A 15,708-nucleotide genomic window follows, 5' to 3' on the forward strand; every position below is an offset into this window, starting at 1 on the left:
AGTAAAAGCTCCGCCTTGTGGTCACGTTCATACTTCGCTTGCACTGCTGGCGGTGCAACAATTGAAACGTTAAAGGCTTATGTGGAGAGTCAGGCAACCCCAGATTAAGCCGCTATCGCGTCTTACGCCTTATATCCCCGCCCGATGAGGGCGAGGGGTTACGGCGAAATTGCTAAAACTATCTTAGATTTATAGCTAGAATTCGCCCAAAATAAGGGAAGATATATACGCAATGGATTTCAAGATGCAGCACGACGGCAAGAGAGCAAATCCCCCAGGAGCATAGCTAACTATGTGACTGGGGTGAGTGAGCGCAGCCAACAAAGCTGCAACTTGAAAGACGACGGGTATATTTGATGATTCAGGTCATTTTATCGCTATTAAATTATCTTTGCTTATTAAGTGCCTCGACTTCTTTATCCAATTCATCAATTTTCGTCTGCATCATTTGCCGACAATGTTCTGCCAGTTCACGAACCTGCTCTTTAGTGTATTTCGTGGTATCAACCGCAGGCAATATTTCGACAATAACAGTGCCATTATTCCAACGGTTAAATTTTATTTTACCGTGTGTTGAAGAAACACAAACAGGAACGATAGGTACTCCTGCTGCAATAGCTGCATGAAAGGCGCCGGTTTTAAATGGCAGCAAACCGCGACCACGGCTGCGCGTTCCTTCCGGGAACATCCAGACCGAAATTTGATGTTTTTTTATCTGATTAACAACCTGTGAAATAGTACCGTGTGCTTTTGTCCTGTTTTCTCTGTTGATCAAAATATTGCCCGTCAGCCAATAAAGCTGACCAAAAAGGGGAATAAATACGAGACTTTTCTTGCCCACGGTGACAGTGCGCGGCTGCACTGTATTCGACATAGTAATCATGTCGCAATTGTTTTGATGATTGCCGATATAGATACTAGGCCCGTATTGCTGAACTTCTGCCGGAATACGCTTCAATAATTTGATACCAAATATTTTGTGCAATTTGCCAAAGGCATGACCAAAGGTCATAACATGGCGGGGATTACGCGGGCTGAATAAACAGTAAATACTGCCGAAGATACAGATAAAGATAGTAAACAGAATAACAATAATTCCACGAATGATTGCTAGCATAGCTGCCTCTTGCAGAGCAGATCAGTGATTACACTGACCCACAGTTATAATTTGATCCCTTCATTTTTCAAGTTGTGGCTTTGTTGATTGCTCTGCAACATGAAACCTATGGGTATATTATTGGCTCAATTTATTATTTGGGCATTTCCACAACGATACGCTCAACACGCTGTAATCCACGAGGCAGCGAGGTTCCCTTACGCCCTCTCTCAGCCCTGAATTTCTGTAAATCTTCCGAACAAAGTTGTAACTTGCGCTTACCGAAGTAGAGAGTAATTGACGATTGTGGAGACAATACCAGCAACCAACTCAACATATCTTCCCCTGATGCAGCCTGCGCAGCCGGGATGGAAACAATTTTGTTGCCCTTGCCCTTCGAAAGCTGAGGCAGATCCGCCACTGGGAACATCAACATACGACCCATTTTGGTAATCGCCAGCAGCATGTCATCCTGTTCACTGTTAATCTGCAAAGGCGGCATCACCTTGGCATTTTCAGGCAAAGTAATCAAAGCCTTACCTGCACGGTTTTTGGCCATCAGATCACTGAAAGTACAAATAAAACCATAACCCGCATCTGAAGCCATCAAGAATTTCTGATCTTCTGTCGCCGTCAAAAGATGCTCGACCGATGCTCCGGCTGGCAACGCCAGTTTGCCAGTCAATGGTTCACCCTGCCCTCTGGCAGAGGGTAAATCCAATGGATCGATGGAGTAGCTCCGACCTGTTGTATCAATGAAGACGACAGGCTGGTTGCTCTTGCCACGCGCCGCACTGCGGAAATTGTCACCGGATTTGTAATTCAGGCCAGCCGGATCAATCTCATGTCCTTTTGCACTGCGCACCCAGCCCATTTCGGACATAACAACCGTAATCGGTTCAGACGGCAAGATATCATGATCGCTCATGGCCTTCGCCTCCGTGCGCTCCTTCAATGGAGAGCGGCGAACATCACCATAACTTTCCGCATCAGCGATAATCTCTTTTTTCAGCAAAGTATTTAACTTACGTTCAGAACCCAGAATAGCCTGAAGTTTGTCACGCTCTTTCGCCAGTTCTCCCTGCTCACCGCGAATTTTGACTTCTTCCAGTTTCGCCAAGTGACGCAATTTCAGTTCCAGTACAGCTTCAGCCTGCGTTTCGGTTAAACCGAAACGCAGCGTCAACACTTGCTTCGGCTCATCTTCATTGCGAATGATCTGGATCACTTCGTCAATATTAAGATATGCCACCAGCAAACCGTCCAAAATATGCAGGCGTTTAAGCACTTTTTCCAGACGGTAATTCAGGCGATTACGCACCGTTTCACGGCGGTAAACCAGCCACTCACTCAAGATCTCAACCAGACCTTTAACCGCCGGGCGGTTATCCAGCCCAATCATATTGAGGTTAACGCGATAGCTTTTTTCCAGATCTGTGGTCACAAACAGGTGGTTCATCACTTGTTCGACATCTACACGGTTAGTACGCGGTACAATCACCAAACGTGTTGGGTTTTCGTGATCGGATTCATCACGCAGATCATCCACCATCGGCAGCTTTTTCGCCCGCATTTGGCTGGCGATTTGCTCCAGGATTTTGGCACCAGAGACTTGGTGTGGCAGAGCAGTAATAATGACGTTGCCTTCTTCTTTCGACCATATCGCCCGCATACGCACTGAACCGCGACCATTTTTATAGATCTTGTGGATATCTTCTTTTGACGTGATTATCTCAGCTTCGGTCGGATAATCCGGCCCTTTGACGTACTCCATCGCTTCATCAAGCGATAGATCAGGCTTCTCCAGCATGGCAATCAGCGCATTCGCCACTTCGCGGGCGTTATGCGGGGGAATGTCAGTCGCCATACCAACAGCAATGCCGGTTGTCCCATTCAGCAGAATATTCGGCAGGCGCGCAGGCAGCATTTTTGGCTCTTGCAATGTACCATCAAAATTAGGTACCCAGTCCACTGTGCCTTGTCCCAATTCGCTCAACAGCAGTTCGGCATATTTGGACAAACGGGATTCGGTATAACGCATCGCCGCAAAAGATTTCGGATCATCCGGCGCTCCCCAGTTACCCTGACCATCTACCAATGGGTAACGGTATGAGAAAGGCTGTGCCATCAAAACCATAGCTTCATAACAAGCCCCGTCTCCGTGCGGATGGTATTTACCCAGTACGTCACCCACAGTACGGGCAGATTTTTTAAATTTGGCGCTACTGCTAAGCCCCAATTCTGACATTGCATAGACAATACGGCGCTGAACCGGTTTTAAACCATCGCCGATAAAAGGCAGCGCCCTGTCCATGATGACGTACATGGAGTAATTTAAATAGGCATTTTCAGTGAACGTGTGAAGCGGTTGACGCTCCACACCATCGTGAGTTATCTCACTCATGTATTATTTCCTCAGAATCTGTCTTGACTACCGTGCTTATACTTCAATGTCGATGGAATCACCCTTCTCTTGCAGCCAATTACGGCGATCTTCTGAGCGTTTCTTCGCCAGAAGCATATCCATGACTGAGAAGGTTTCCTGATAATTCTCATCGTCGATAGTCAATTGCACCAGACGGCGAGTGTTGGGATCTAATGTGGTTTCGCGCAACTGTATCGGGTTCATTTCACCCAATCCTTTAAAGCGCTGGACATTCGGTTTACCCCGCTTGCGGCTCAGGCGATCCAGTATGGCGCTCTTTTCCCCTTCATCCAGTGCGTAATGCACTTCTTTACCGAGGTCAATGCGATACAGTGGCGGCATTGCCATATAGACATGCCCGCATTTTACCAGTGTCGGAAAATGGCGGACAAACAGGGCGCACAGCAACGTTGCAATATGCAAGCCATCGGAATCAGCATCCGCCAATATGCAGACTTTACCGTAGCGAAGCTGGCTGAGATCGTCACTGTCTGGGTCAATACCAATCGCAACAGAAATATCATGCACTTCCTGCGAAGCCAGAACTTCATCGGAAGAGACTTCCCATGTATTCAGGATCTTCCCTCGCAGCGGCATGATCGCCTGAAATTCACGGTCACGGGCTTGCTTTGCAGAACCACCCGCTGAATCCCCTTCCACCAGAAACAGTTCAGTGATATTGAGATCTTGCGCAGTGCAGTCTGCCAATTTACCCGGCAATGCTGGGCCGTTGGTCAGCTTCTTACGTACTACTTTCTTCGCGGCACGCATTCTGCGCTGGGCACTGGCAATCGCCATCTCAGCAAGTTGTTCCGCATCCTGAGTGTGCTGGTTCAGCCACAGGCTGAATGCATCTTTTACCACGCCGGAAACAAAGGCTGCTGACTGGCGTGAAGAGAGGCGCTCTTTAGTCTGTCCGGCAAATTGCGGGTCTTGCATTTTGAGGGATAACACGTAAGCACAGCGATCCCAGATATCATCGGCAGAAAGTTTGACACCGCGCGGCAACAAATTACGGAATTCACAGAATTCACGCATCGCATCCAGCAAACCCTGACGCAAACCATTGACGTGGGTTCCGCCCTGTACTGTCGGGATCAAGTTAACGTAACTTTCCGCCAGTAATTCGCCACCTTCAGGCAACCAGAGCAATGCCCAGTCAACCGCTTCGGTATCCCCGCTTAATGTGCCGACAAATGGGGATTGTGGCAGCGTTACTAACCCGTTGACGGCTTCCAGCAGATAATCTGTCAGCCCATCGGCATAACACCATTTCTGCTCGGTATCGTTCAGTTTGTCCTTAAAGACAATTTCAACCCCCGGACACAATACCGCCTTAGCTTTCAACAAATGCGTCAGGCGAGTGACAGAAAAACGGGGAATATCGAAATAACTCTCATCAGGCCAGAAATGGACACTTGTTCCGGTATTGCGTTTGCCACAGCTGCCAATGACATCCAGTTCTTGAACTTTTTCGCCATTTTCAAAGGCAATTTGATGAACCTGACTGTTACGACGAACAGTGACTTCCACACGTTTGGACAGGGCGTTGACCACAGAGATCCCAACACCATGCAAGCCACCAGAAAATTGGTAATTTTTATTGGAGAATTTTCCTCCCGCATGCAGGCGGGTCAGGATCAATTCAACAGCAGAAACTTTTTCTTCAGGATGGATATCAACCGGCATACCACGGCCATCATCTATCACTTCCAGAGACTGATCGCTGTGAAGGATCACTTCAATATGCTTCGCGTGACCAGCCAGAGCTTCGTCCACACTATTATCGATCACTTCCTGTGCCAAATGGTTCGGGCGGGCTGTATCAGTATACATTCCGGGACGACGGCGAACTGGCTCCAGGCCACTGAGGACTTCAATGGCCTCTGCGTTATAACTAGATTGAGTCATGTTGTAATTCTGTCGGTTGCTTCGTTATTAGAGGGCCAATCAGTATTGATATACTGTTGATAATACCAGTCGCTTACCTATTTTTGGCAATTTTTTTACTATTGCCACTGGTTAACCCCAAGAAGTTGATGATTTGAGGGAAATAATATTCGAAGCCCACAAAAGAATGATTCCCACCGGATTCAATCGTCTGCCGGCATTGCGTCAGGTAAGCAACGGCTTGACGGTAATCAAGTACTTCATCCCCTGTTTGCTGCAATAACCAGATAAGATCAGGGGATACCAGCGGATCGATGTGCATCACTTTGAGATCATGTATGTGGTTTTGTTCCAGAGTATACCGCTCTTCGGTATAGGGATTCACGTTTTCCCCAAGATAATTCTGAAGCAAGTCAAATGGACGTACTGCTGGATTGACGATCACGGCAGGCAGACCAAAGCACTGGGAAAGCCAAATAGACAGATAACCGCCAAGGGAGGAGCCAACCAGCCCGATGTTCTCACCAGCACGCCCCATTACCAGTTCTTCCAGCAAAATAGCCGCATCTTCAGGATAAGGAGGCAATTGCGGCACCAGCATGTCAATTTCAGGATGATGCTGAAGCAACCAAGTTCTCAGCGCATTCGCTTTCGCTGATTTGGGCGAACTATTGAAACCATGTAAATAAAGTAACGTTGACATTAATACCCGTCCGAATCTAAATCCGGGCAAAACTCGTTACTCTTAAGCCTGTGAACCTGTGTTTGCAGCCTCACGTCTTGGTTGCCATTCACAGACAATTCGAGATAACGACACCCCGGAGCCACTGTATCAAGCATAAAATTAGTACAATGTGGCTTAAATTGCACACAGGTTGATGGTGTTGCCAAAACACGAATGCCATTCCACATATCATCAATTTCTTGGTGAATGTGCCCACACAAGATCGCTTTTACCTGTGTCTGGCCTTTCAATAATTCAGATAATTCGGGGGCATTGCGCAAGCTGTGCTGATCTAACCATGTGCATCCAGACGGTACAGGATGATGATGAAGCATGACAATCGCATGGCGATCACAGTGCTCATCCAGACATTTTTTCATCCACTCTAGCTGATAATCGGTCAATTCACCATGAGGAACACCCTGTACCTGACTGTCCAGCATAATTAACTGCCAGTGCTGCCCGATAAATATCTGCTTGGAAGGTGAAATCCCTGCGGCTGCCAACGTATCGACCATTGCGGGTTGATAATCGTGATTACCGGGTAACCACACACAAGGAGCAGACAAACGGGCAATTCCCTCAGCAAAATGCTGATAGGCACTGATGGTTTGATCTTGTACCAAATCTCCCGTGGCAACAATCAAATCAATATCGAGATTCTGCTCAAGGATCATATCCAGTACGGCATGATAACTGTTGTAGGTATTGACACCCAGCAGTGAGTCACCTTTATTGGCGAAAAGGTGCGTATCAGTGATTTGCAGTATTCTGGTTGTGGCGCCTTTTGCCACAGGTACTTCAAGCAGGCTTTCCAAAAGGTTTCCTTTTCCTGTCGATCATAAGGATTATTTTAACGTGTCTTCATGCAAAAGATCTGCTGACTGGGGCACACTTCCCGTTTTCCAGAGTAAATTAAGAATCATTACCCAACCACGTTTTCCTAAGTTTTTCATGGTGCAACGCCAGCCACTGTATTGCAATAATCGAAGCTGCATTATCGATAATTCCCTCTTCTACCCATTGGTAAGCCTGTTCACGGCTGACCACAAGAACGCGGATATCTTCATGTTCACCTTCCAGGCCATGAACTCCTGATGCGGTGGAAGCGTCAACTTCACCGACAAAAATATCCTTGCGTTCTGTTGTACCGCCGGGGCTGGAAAGATAACTCAATGCCGTCTGGCAGCGCTTAATTTCAATACCTGCCTCTTCCTCTGCCTCACGGCGAACTACCTGCTCAGCGCTTTCACCCTCTTCAATCATGCCGGCGATAACCTCCAACAACCATGGTGTATCACTGGTTTCAATCGCGGGAATGCGGATTTGTTCAATCAAGACTACTTCATCGCGCACCGGATCATAAGGCAGCAGAACAGCGGCATGACCCCGCTCAAAAACCTCGCGCCGGACTGTTTCACTCCAGCCGCCCCGAAACAAGCGATGCCTGAACTGATACTCCGTCATTTTGAAAAAGCCACGATAAAGTGTTTTTCGGGAAATCACTTCTACATCTTGTTTCGTAAAATTGTATATAGAGGAAAAATTTTCGTTCATAAAACCCCCTGATTATTTTTAAAATTTCCTATTATTAAAATGTATTTTGCTGAATTGATCTAAATAAATTCATTTCAATGATACAAACAAGCCGAAAAATGAGGCAATATGGCACAAACAGCCACCCTACCCTGCTGGCATTCTCTGCTAGAATCTGTGCTATTGGTTTTATGCAGAGGCAACTTAAGCAAAATAGCTGCACAACAAGGAACGCAAATGAAAAAATTGCTCTCTCTTTTTATTGCTATAAATCTGGTAGGTTTTAGTACTTCAAGCCATGCAGCGGATCTGCTACAGATTTATCAGCAAGCGAAAGAAACAAATCCCGAACTGCTTAAGGCACAAGCTGATCGCAACGCGGTAGTTGAAAGAATTAATGAAGCCCGCAGTTCGTTGCTGCCTCAATTGGGTCTGAGTGCTGGCATTGATTATGGTAAAGGATTTCGCCTTCCCAAAACCAAAATTTCAGAGAATCACAACACAAGTGCTGGTCTGAAACTCACCCAGACCATCTTCGATATGGCAAAATGGAATAGGCTGAGCCAATCGGAGAAAAATGCCGGTATTGCAGATATCAGCTATCAGGCAGCACAACAAAAATTGATTCTGGACACCGCCCAAGCCTATTTCGACGTTCTGAGTAAAATTGATGCCCTGACCTATAGCGAAGCCCAGAAAGCTTCACTGTACCGCCAGTTGGATCAAACAACCCAACGTTTCAATGTGGGACTGGTTGCCATTACTGATGTGCAAAATGCTCGTGCTCAATATGACTCTATTCTGGCACAAGAAGTTTCTGACCGTAACAATCTGGAAAATGCGTTGGAAAAACTGCGCATGATTACAGGAATTTACTATCCACAATTGGCAGCCTTAAATATTGATCAGTTCAAAACCAAGCAAGCAGAACCCGCTAATGCTGTCCTGAAAGAGGCAGAAACCCGTAATCTAAGCCTGTTATCAGCACGTTTAACTCAAGATTTAAGACGCGAACAAATCAAAGAGTCACAAACTGGCTACATGCCGACCCTTAATTTAACGGCAGGCACAAGTGTCAGCAATGCACATTCCCGTGGTTATTCTTATAACAATGAATATCGTGGAAATAATTCCGTTGGATTATCATTAGATCTACCCATATTCAACGGCGGAGCTACTTATTCACAAGTAGAACAGGCAAAATATAATTTCGTCGGTGCCAGTCAGGATTTAGAAAACACCTACCGCAAGGTGATACAGGAAGTGCATTCTTCTTCTAATAATATCTCTGCTGCCATTAGTAGTGTTAAGGCCAACAAACAGGCTGTACTTTCTGCACAAAGCTCACTGGATTCAATGGAAGCAGGTTATCAGGTAGGAACCCGCACTATCGTTGATGTGCTGGAAGCGACAACCAAGCTGTTTCAAGCTAAGCAAAACTTATCTAAAGCTCGCTACGACTATCTGATTTCACAATTAAGAATCCAACTGGCTCGTGGTGCCTTGAATGAAGACGATTTGGTTACATTGAACAAGATGCTGGGCGCGCAAATCTCAACTGCTGCCAGCAGTATTATCAAAGAGATGGAAACACCATCAGTTCGCTGATTTAATGTACTATCGTTTACGATTAAAAAAAGTTATATTAAAAACGCTATACTAATAAAAGAAAGCAGCCCGCCAATCCGATTGTGTGGGCTGTTTTTTAAGCCTCTCCCTGAGAGCCACTCCCATTGGGCACCATAAATGGGATACACTCTTAAATTAGTTACCCTAAAGATGGATACCCCCTATGACAATTATTTCTTTCATACCCAGGAAACGGACAAAAGAGATAAATCGGGATTCTTTCCGCAAAACGTGGCGAAGCTATCGCCTGACACCAGTAGCGCTGGCTGTCGGTGCTGTTTTTATGCTGTCTGCCTGTGAGCAGAACGATGAAACGATCTCACTTTATACCAATGCCGATGAGTGTTCTCAGGCAAATCCTTCTCAAAGCGAACAATGCACACTCGCTTACAACAATGCTCTGAAAGAAGCAGAGAAAACCGCACCGAAATATGCAACCCGCGAAGAGTGTGTGGCTGAATTCGGTGAACAACAATGTACCCAATCGCCCGCTCAGGCTGGAGTCGGTGAGGCTCAGGCACAACAGAACAGCAGCGGCAGTTTCTGGATGCCCTTGATGGCAGGCTATATGATGGGCCGTTTGATGGGCGGCAGCTCTGCGCCATCTCAGCCACTGTTCACATCAAAATCAGCCGCCAGCCCAGCCAATGGTAAGTTTGTTGATGCAACGGGTAAAAGCTATGGCCCTGCCACTGCCGGTGGTCGCAGCATGACTGTGCCGAAAACCGCAATGGCACAGAAACCAGCCACCACCTCCACCATTACTCGCGGTGGGTTCGGTGAATCGGTAGCAAAGCAATCGACTATGCAGCGTTCGTCTGCTGGCTCAAGTTCCAGTTCTTCCCGCTCTATGGGTGGTTAATTAAGTATGAAACGCATTGGAATTACCGAACGCCCGGATTGGCGCGAAAAAGCGGTAGAGTATGGCTTCAATTTCCACACTATGCATGATCAGCCATACTGGAGTGAAGAGGCTTATTACCAGTTCACGCTGAACCAGATTGAAGCCATTGAAGACGCAACAACAGAGCTGCACCAAATGTGTTTGCAGGTTGTGGAAAAAGTGGTCGATAGTGAAGAGCTGCTGACGAAATTCCAGATCCCGAAACACTGCTGGGAGTTTGTCCGCTCTTCATGGGTAACCAGCCAGCCTTCGCTCTATTCCCGTCTGGATCTGGCCTATGATGGCAAAAATCCACCCAAGCTGTTGGAAAACAACGCCGATACACCCACATCATTGTATGAATCAGCCTTCTTTCAGTGGATCTGGCTGGAAGACCAAATCAATGCGGGCAATCTGCCGTCAAATGTCGATCAGTTCAACAGCCTGCAAGAAAAGCTGATTGACCGTTTTATTCAGTTACGTGAAAAACATGGCTTTGGTCTGCTGCACATGGCCTGTTGTCAGGATACTGAAGAAGATCGTGGCACAATCCAATATTTGCAGGATTGCGCGGCGGAAGCGGGTATTCCAACCGAATTCCTGTTTATCGAGGATATCGGGCTGGGTGAAAAAGGGCAGTTTACTGACTTGCAGGATCAAGTGATCGGCAACCTGTTTAAACTTTATCCGTGGGAATTTATGCTACGCGAGATGTTTTCCACCAAACTGGCGGATGCCGGTGTCCGTTGGCTGGAACCAGCATGGAAGAGCATTATCTCCAATAAAGCTCTGCTGCCAATGTTGTGGAAAATGTTCCCAAATCATCCTAACCTGCTGCCAGCGTATTTTGCGGATGAACGTCCTTCTGACATGGATAGCTATGTCATTAAGCCGTTATTCTCCCGTGAAGGTGCCAACATTCGCATCATTGAAAATGGCAAAGAAGTCGCCAGTGCCGATGGCCCTTACGGGGAAGAAGGCTTGATCGTGCAACAGTTCCACACATTACCAAAATTTGGTGATAACTATGCGTTGATCGGTAGCTGGCTGGTGGATGATCAATCAGCGGGTATCTGTATCCGTGAAGATCGTGAATTGATTACTCAAGATTTGTCACGTTTCTACCCGCATATTATTTTGGATTGATACCGTTACCCAATCTGAATCGACAGCATACTCAAAGAGCCGTCTTCAATACCCTCCACCGGAGTTGAAACCGACTCTTTTTTGTCCCATGTTCCCATCACATACAGCAACGGCAGGAAATGCTCCGGCGTTGGATTGGACAATAGGCCATCTTCCCTATCCAACGCCGTAAACAGCGGATGAGGCTCTTCACGGCTGGTCAAGCTTTCACGCACAAACTGCTCAAAAGAAAGCGCCCACGGAAACGGTTTTGCTCCGATTTCTTCGGCTGGCAGGTTATGTACGACATTCCCACTCCCTATGATTAAAACGCCTTCATCCCGCAGTAAAGTCAATTTCTTGCCGATTTCATAGTGGAAAGAAGCTGGTTGATTGCGATCTATACTCAGCTGGATAACCGGAATATCTGCATCGGGATACATTTTCGCCAAAATACCCCAAGATCCATGATCCAGTCCCCAATGTTCGAAATCAGTCTCGACCTTAACTGGTTCAAGGATATCCTGCACCAATACCGCCAGCTCAGGGTATCCTTTGGCCGGATACTGTTTTTCATGCAATTCTCTGGGAAAGTTACCAAAATCGTGGATAGTTCTGGGCTGAGCCATCGCAGTCACAGCAGTACCCTGTGTATACCAGTGCGCAGAAATCACAAGAATCGCCCTTGGTCTGGGCAATTTATTCCCCAGTTCAAACCAGGCACGTGAGTAACAGTTATCTTCAATGGCGTTCATTGGACTGCCATGACCAACGAATAAAGCAGGCATTCTCAGGAGACTCATTTTCGCCCCTTACAGCAAATTAAACAGTTAACCCGTCTTTCAAGTTACGGCTCTGTTGGCGGCATCTTGAAATTTATTGGGTACAGGATAGTGAATTGTGAATTGTGATAAAACGCTATGACAAGATTAAGACTTTTCTTCCCTGAATATAGCCAATCAAAAATGATGGAGTGTTTCAAAAATACTGAAAGGCCACAGGGTGTGGGCTGTAGCCTCTCATACATACATGCGATATATCTCCCTCACCTTCCAGGTTATCGTGCCAATACAACAATACAATAGCCTGAAGCCTGATGAGTATAACCGATATATTCTCCCTCAATCTGTTTTCTGTCCAACTCAAGAAAACAGTACCATTTAGAAATAATTTTAATAGTTACTTTAAGATAACTTAACTGAGTAAGCTATCAGCTGGCTGCCTTTGCTATTTTTAGACGGTAACTCACCAAATCTTCAATAGTGACTATCGGCATATCATGCTGTTTGGCGAATTCAATCACTTCAGGGGCACGAGCCATTGAGCCATCATCCTTTGTCAGTTCACACAGCACTCCCGCAGGCTTGAAGCCAGCCATTGTCACTAAATCAATGGTTGCTTCAGTATGACCACGGCGGGTCAAAACCCCTCCAGATTGCGCGCGCAAAGGAAAAACGTGCCCGGGGCGGTTCAAATCGCTTGGCTGAGCATCCTCTGCAATAGCAGCTTGAATTGTCGTGATACGATCTGCTGCTGACACGCCGGTTGTTACGCCTTGTGCAGCTTCAATAGTCACGGTAAAAGCAGTTTGATACTGGCTGGAGTTGTTTTCCACCATCATAAGCAATTTCAACTGCTGGCGACGCTCTTCAGTCAAGCAAAGACAGACAATTCCACTGCCATGACGAATGGTGAGTGCCATTTGCTCCACCGTCATCGTTTCGGCGGCAAAAACCATGTCACCTTCATTTTCACGATTTTCATCGTCCAGCACCATCACGCCTTGACCTGCACGTAAAGCAATAAGTGCGCGTTCAACACGTTCAAATGGCGTACCATATGAGGAAAGTAGCGTCTGATTCATGGTAAAGAAACCTCTTTTAAATGTATGGATTACCAGAATCAGGGCAATTTTGAGGAGTTCGTATTGCTCAATAATACAGCAATAAAAACAACAGACGAGCGTAGATACTCGATTGATGCTGTTATTCTCTCCCATCCGGACTATCACCGTCGGCTCCAGAATCACACTGGATCTGCTGACCTCTGCCATATCCCAGTCGTCTTTCAAGTCGCAGCGTTGTTGGCTACGTTCACTCACCCCAGTCACATAGTTAACTATGTGACTGGGGATTCGTTCCCTTGCCGCCTAGCTACATCTTGAAATCCATTGGGTATATCCTCTATTGAATTTCAAAAAATCCAAAATTAGGGATAACAACAAACAGAGCGCTCGCGGGCTTCATAAAATAATCATTCGATCATTTTATGTTACCGCCGGTAGGGACTTTCACCCTGCCCTGAGATAAACGTTTTCACTATAGCGCTAATGACTTGGGGGAGCAATCTACAAAAATCAAATATGAAACCTGACTCGCAATCATTTATGCTTTCGCCATCAGGTACTAAAATACGCCAACATTAGTATTTCATAAGCACAAGTATTTCGTAAAAGGATGCCTATCATGCTCGACCCAAAGAAAATTGAACAAGTTGCCCGCCAGATCCATAATTCCATGCCGAAAGGCATTAAAGAATTTGGTGATGACGTAGAAAAAAAATTGCGTACCGTTTTGCAATCTCAGTTAAGCAAACTGGATCTCGTCAACCGGGAAGAATTTGATGTTCAGACTCAAGTCCTGCTGCGCACCCGTGAAAAATTGGCCGCAATAGAACAGCGTTTGAATGAGTTGGAAGCCCGTCTTGAAGGGACCGAGAAAAAAACTGAGCAGGCTGAATAATTGGAATAATTGTATGAGGGGAAATACCCGCTCCCCGCCAAAGGGGCTTAAGCGACTCATTTTATTAAGCGCTTAAGCCCCTTTGTTTTAAATAGGGTTATCGAAGTTGGATGAATAGAGATGAAAATTGGCTACATCACCAACAAAAAGGAAACTTGAAAGGCGAAAGGGATATGCCGTTATGCCTAAAAAAACATAACGGCATCACAACGATAAACTTACTGGCTCTTAATCGTTTTGATGATATTGGTCGTTGAAATACCATCCTCGAAGTTCAATACCTTCACTTCTCCACCAGCAGCCCAAACCTCTTCACTACCGGCAATCTCTTCTGCCTTGTAATCTCCGCCTTTGACTAAAATATCCGGCAGAATGCCTGCAATTAGGCGCTGGGGTGTATCTTCTTCAAACTCCACCACCCAATCCACAGACTCCAATGCTGATAACACGATCATACGCTGTTCCAGTGGATTTACAGGCCGGGTTTCTCCTTTCAGCCGTTTGGTGGAAGCATCACTATTGACAGCAACGATCAGGCGATCGCCCAATTTACGCGCATTCGAGAGATAAGAAACATGTCCAGCATGAAGGATGTCAAAACAGCCATTGGTCATGACGATACGTTCACCACGCTGACGAGCCTGTCCGACAGCTTCTTTCAGCTGGGATTCACTCATCATGCCAAATCCGGTTTTTGCACGCCCACGCACTGCATTTTCCAGTTCCACAGGCGAAACAGTAGAAGTTCCCAGTTTGCCAACCACCACCCCCGCAGCAGCATTTGCAAGATAACAAGCTTCGTTTAGTGGTTTTCCGGCAGCCAGGGCCGTGGCCAATACGCCAATGACAGTATCCCCCGCCCCAGTAACGTCAAACACTTCCTGTGCCTGAGTCGGTAAATGCAAAGGAGGCTGCCCGACACGCAGTAAACTCATGCCGCGTTCAGAACGTGTGATCAGCAGCGCTTTCAGCGCCAAATCCTGTACCAGTTGCGTACCCTTTTGCACCACATCATCATCACCTTTGCAGTGTCCTACAACTGCTTCAAATTCTGACATATTTGGCGTGAGCAGCGTTGCGCCACGATAGCGTTCAAAATCGCTGCCTTTTGGATCGATCAGGACAGGAACGTTAGCTTCATTGGCCAGCTTAATCATTGCCTGAACCTGATTCAGTGCGCCTTTGGCATAATCTGACAGCACTAACGCCCCAATATGCGGCAAGGATTGCTGGATTTTCTCCAGCATCGGCTGTGCATCCACATTCTGGAAATCTTCTTCAAAATCCAGACGGAGCAATTGCTGATTGCGCGATAATACACGTAGTTTGGTGATGGTTGGATGAGTTGGAACAGGAACAAAATCACATTGGACTTTCACACTACTGAGTTTTTCATTCAATGCACGTGCTGCATCATCAATGCCCGTTAAACCTACCAAACGCGAATTCGCACCCAATGATGCAATATTCATGGCAACGTTAGCCGCTCCACCCGGGCGTTCTTCAATATTTTCTACTTTAACCACGGGAACGGGAGCTTCCGGTGAAATACGGCTGGTTGGGCCATACCAATAACGGTCTAACATAACATCACCAACAACCAAAACACCTGCGCGGTGAAAATCAGGGAGTGTTACTTTCATCCCGTACTCCAATTAT

General features: G+C 46.5%; 14 protein-coding genes. 5 read left to right on the plus strand and 9 right to left on the minus strand.

Features of this window, described 5'->3' with window-relative positions; genetic code table 11:
- On the plus strand, positions 1-108 hold a 108-nt coding region (locus BM329_RS10985; protein WP_177216251.1), incomplete at its 5' end, for a transposase.
- 277 nt (positions 109-385) lie between these two features.
- Here the strand turns inward: BM329_RS10985 and BM329_RS10990 are convergent.
- From BM329_RS10990 to nudF, 6 genes are all read right to left on the minus strand, one after another.
- On the minus strand, positions 386-1,117 hold the full coding sequence (locus tag BM329_RS10990) for a 1-acylglycerol-3-phosphate O-acyltransferase (protein ID WP_092553001.1): 732 nt from the start codon (positions 1,115-1,117) through the stop codon (positions 386-388).
- A 133-nt stretch (positions 1,118-1,250) separates the two neighbouring features.
- Positions 1,251-3,500: a DNA topoisomerase IV subunit A gene (gene parC / locus BM329_RS10995; protein WP_092553004.1), complete on the minus strand. Its 2,250-nt coding sequence runs from the start codon at positions 3,498-3,500 to the stop codon at positions 1,251-1,253.
- A 36-nt stretch (positions 3,501-3,536) separates the two neighbouring features.
- On the minus strand, positions 3,537-5,432 hold the full coding sequence (gene parE, locus BM329_RS11000; protein WP_092553007.1) for a DNA topoisomerase IV subunit B: 1,896 nt from the start codon (positions 5,430-5,432) through the stop codon (positions 3,537-3,539).
- Positions 5,433-5,505: 73 nt separating this feature from the next.
- Entirely contained in the window at positions 5,506-6,114 is a 609-nt protein-coding gene (gene yqiA, locus BM329_RS11005; protein WP_092553010.1) for an esterase YqiA, read from the minus strand.
- Complete coding sequence (cpdA, locus tag BM329_RS11010; RefSeq protein ID WP_092553013.1) at positions 6,114-6,953, minus strand: 3',5'-cyclic-AMP phosphodiesterase; 840 nt, start codon at positions 6,951-6,953, stop codon at positions 6,114-6,116. The genes yqiA and cpdA overlap by 1 nt, the downstream gene beginning before the upstream one ends.
- A 97-nt stretch (positions 6,954-7,050) precedes the next feature.
- Positions 7,051-7,692 carry an ADP-ribose diphosphatase gene (nudF, locus tag BM329_RS11015; RefSeq protein ID WP_092553016.1) on the minus strand — a complete coding sequence of 214 codons (642 nt, stop codon included), beginning with the start codon at positions 7,690-7,692 and terminating at the stop codon, positions 7,051-7,053.
- A 216-nt stretch (positions 7,693-7,908) separates the two neighbouring features.
- Here nudF and tolC point away from each other — a divergent pair, with 216 nt between their 5' ends.
- The 3 genes from tolC to BM329_RS11030 all read left to right on the plus strand — a co-directional run bounded on the left by tolC (position 7,909) and on the right by BM329_RS11030 (position 11,329).
- A complete protein-coding gene (gene tolC / locus BM329_RS11020) occupies positions 7,909-9,279 on the plus strand; it encodes an outer membrane channel protein TolC (RefSeq protein WP_092553073.1) in 1,371 nt (456 codons plus the stop codon).
- Between the two features lie 184 nt (positions 9,280-9,463).
- The gene (locus BM329_RS11025; RefSeq protein ID WP_177216254.1) at positions 9,464-10,162 is read left to right on the plus strand and encodes a DUF1190 family protein; all 699 of its coding nucleotides are present in this window, start codon (positions 9,464-9,466) and stop codon (positions 10,160-10,162) included.
- 6 nt (positions 10,163-10,168) lie between these two features.
- The gene (locus BM329_RS11030) at positions 10,169-11,329 is read left to right on the plus strand and encodes a glutathionylspermidine synthase family protein (RefSeq protein WP_092553019.1); all 1,161 of its coding nucleotides are present in this window, start codon (positions 10,169-10,171) and stop codon (positions 11,327-11,329) included.
- Positions 11,330-11,334: 5 nt separating this feature from the next.
- On the opposite strand, the gene ygiD is transcribed toward BM329_RS11030, so the two are convergent.
- Entirely contained in the window at positions 11,335-12,111 is a 777-nt protein-coding gene (ygiD, locus tag BM329_RS11035) for a 4,5-DOPA-extradiol-dioxygenase (protein WP_092553022.1), read from the minus strand.
- A gap of 407 nt (positions 12,112-12,518) precedes the next feature.
- A complete protein-coding gene (gene ribB, locus BM329_RS11040) occupies positions 12,519-13,172 on the minus strand; it encodes a 3,4-dihydroxy-2-butanone-4-phosphate synthase (RefSeq protein ID WP_092553025.1) in 654 nt (217 codons plus the stop codon).
- A 601-nt stretch (positions 13,173-13,773) separates the two neighbouring features.
- On the opposite strand from ribB, the gene ubiK reads away from it, so the two are divergent.
- The gene (gene ubiK, locus BM329_RS11050) at positions 13,774-14,049 is read left to right on the plus strand and encodes a ubiquinone biosynthesis accessory factor UbiK (RefSeq protein ID WP_092553031.1); all 276 of its coding nucleotides are present in this window, start codon (positions 13,774-13,776) and stop codon (positions 14,047-14,049) included.
- A 218-nt stretch (positions 14,050-14,267) separates the two neighbouring features.
- Here the strand turns inward: ubiK and hldE are convergent, their stop codons facing one another.
- Positions 14,268-15,692: a bifunctional D-glycero-beta-D-manno-heptose-7-phosphate kinase/D-glycero-beta-D-manno-heptose 1-phosphate adenylyltransferase HldE gene (gene hldE, locus BM329_RS11055; RefSeq protein ID WP_092553034.1), complete on the minus strand. Its 1,425-nt coding sequence runs from the start codon at positions 15,690-15,692 to the stop codon at positions 14,268-14,270.
- Positions 15,693-15,708: the final 16 nt, after the last annotated feature.

It is taken from the genome of Xenorhabdus koppenhoeferi (assembly GCF_900116635.1).
GTDB lineage: Bacteria > Pseudomonadota > Gammaproteobacteria > Enterobacterales > Enterobacteriaceae > Xenorhabdus > Xenorhabdus koppenhoeferi.

What these genes read in the sequence shown, in the direction of transcription:
- BM329_RS10990 (WP_092553001.1), bottom strand. Translation starts at nt 1,117, where the DNA reads ATGCTAGCAATCATTCGTGGAATTATTGTTATTCTGTTTACTATCTTT.
- parC (WP_092553004.1), bottom strand. Translation starts at nt 3,500, where the DNA reads ATGAGTGAGATAACTCACGATGGTGTGGAGCGTCAACCGCTTCACACG.
- parE (WP_092553007.1), bottom strand. Translation starts at nt 5,432, where the DNA reads ATGACTCAATCTAGTTATAACGCAGAGGCCATTGAAGTCCTCAGTGGC.
- yqiA (WP_092553010.1), bottom strand. Translation starts at nt 6,114, where the DNA reads ATGTCAACGTTACTTTATTTACATGGTTTCAATAGTTCGCCCAAATCA.
- nudF (WP_092553016.1), bottom strand. Translation starts at nt 7,692, where the DNA reads ATGAACGAAAATTTTTCCTCTATATACAATTTTACGAAACAAGATGTA.
- tolC (WP_092553073.1), top strand. Translation starts at nt 7,909, where the DNA reads ATGAAAAAATTGCTCTCTCTTTTTATTGCTATAAATCTGGTAGGTTTT.
- BM329_RS11025 (WP_177216254.1), top strand. Translation starts at nt 9,464, where the DNA reads ATGACAATTATTTCTTTCATACCCAGGAAACGGACAAAAGAGATAAAT.
- BM329_RS11030 (WP_092553019.1), top strand. Translation starts at nt 10,169, where the DNA reads ATGAAACGCATTGGAATTACCGAACGCCCGGATTGGCGCGAAAAAGCG.
- ygiD (WP_092553022.1), bottom strand. Translation starts at nt 12,111, where the DNA reads ATGAGTCTCCTGAGAATGCCTGCTTTATTCGTTGGTCATGGCAGTCCA.
- ribB (WP_092553025.1), bottom strand. Translation starts at nt 13,172, where the DNA reads ATGAATCAGACGCTACTTTCCTCATATGGTACGCCATTTGAACGTGTT.
- ubiK (WP_092553031.1), top strand. Translation starts at nt 13,774, where the DNA reads ATGCTCGACCCAAAGAAAATTGAACAAGTTGCCCGCCAGATCCATAAT.
- hldE (WP_092553034.1), bottom strand. Translation starts at nt 15,692, where the DNA reads ATGAAAGTAACACTCCCTGATTTTCACCGCGCAGGTGTTTTGGTTGTT.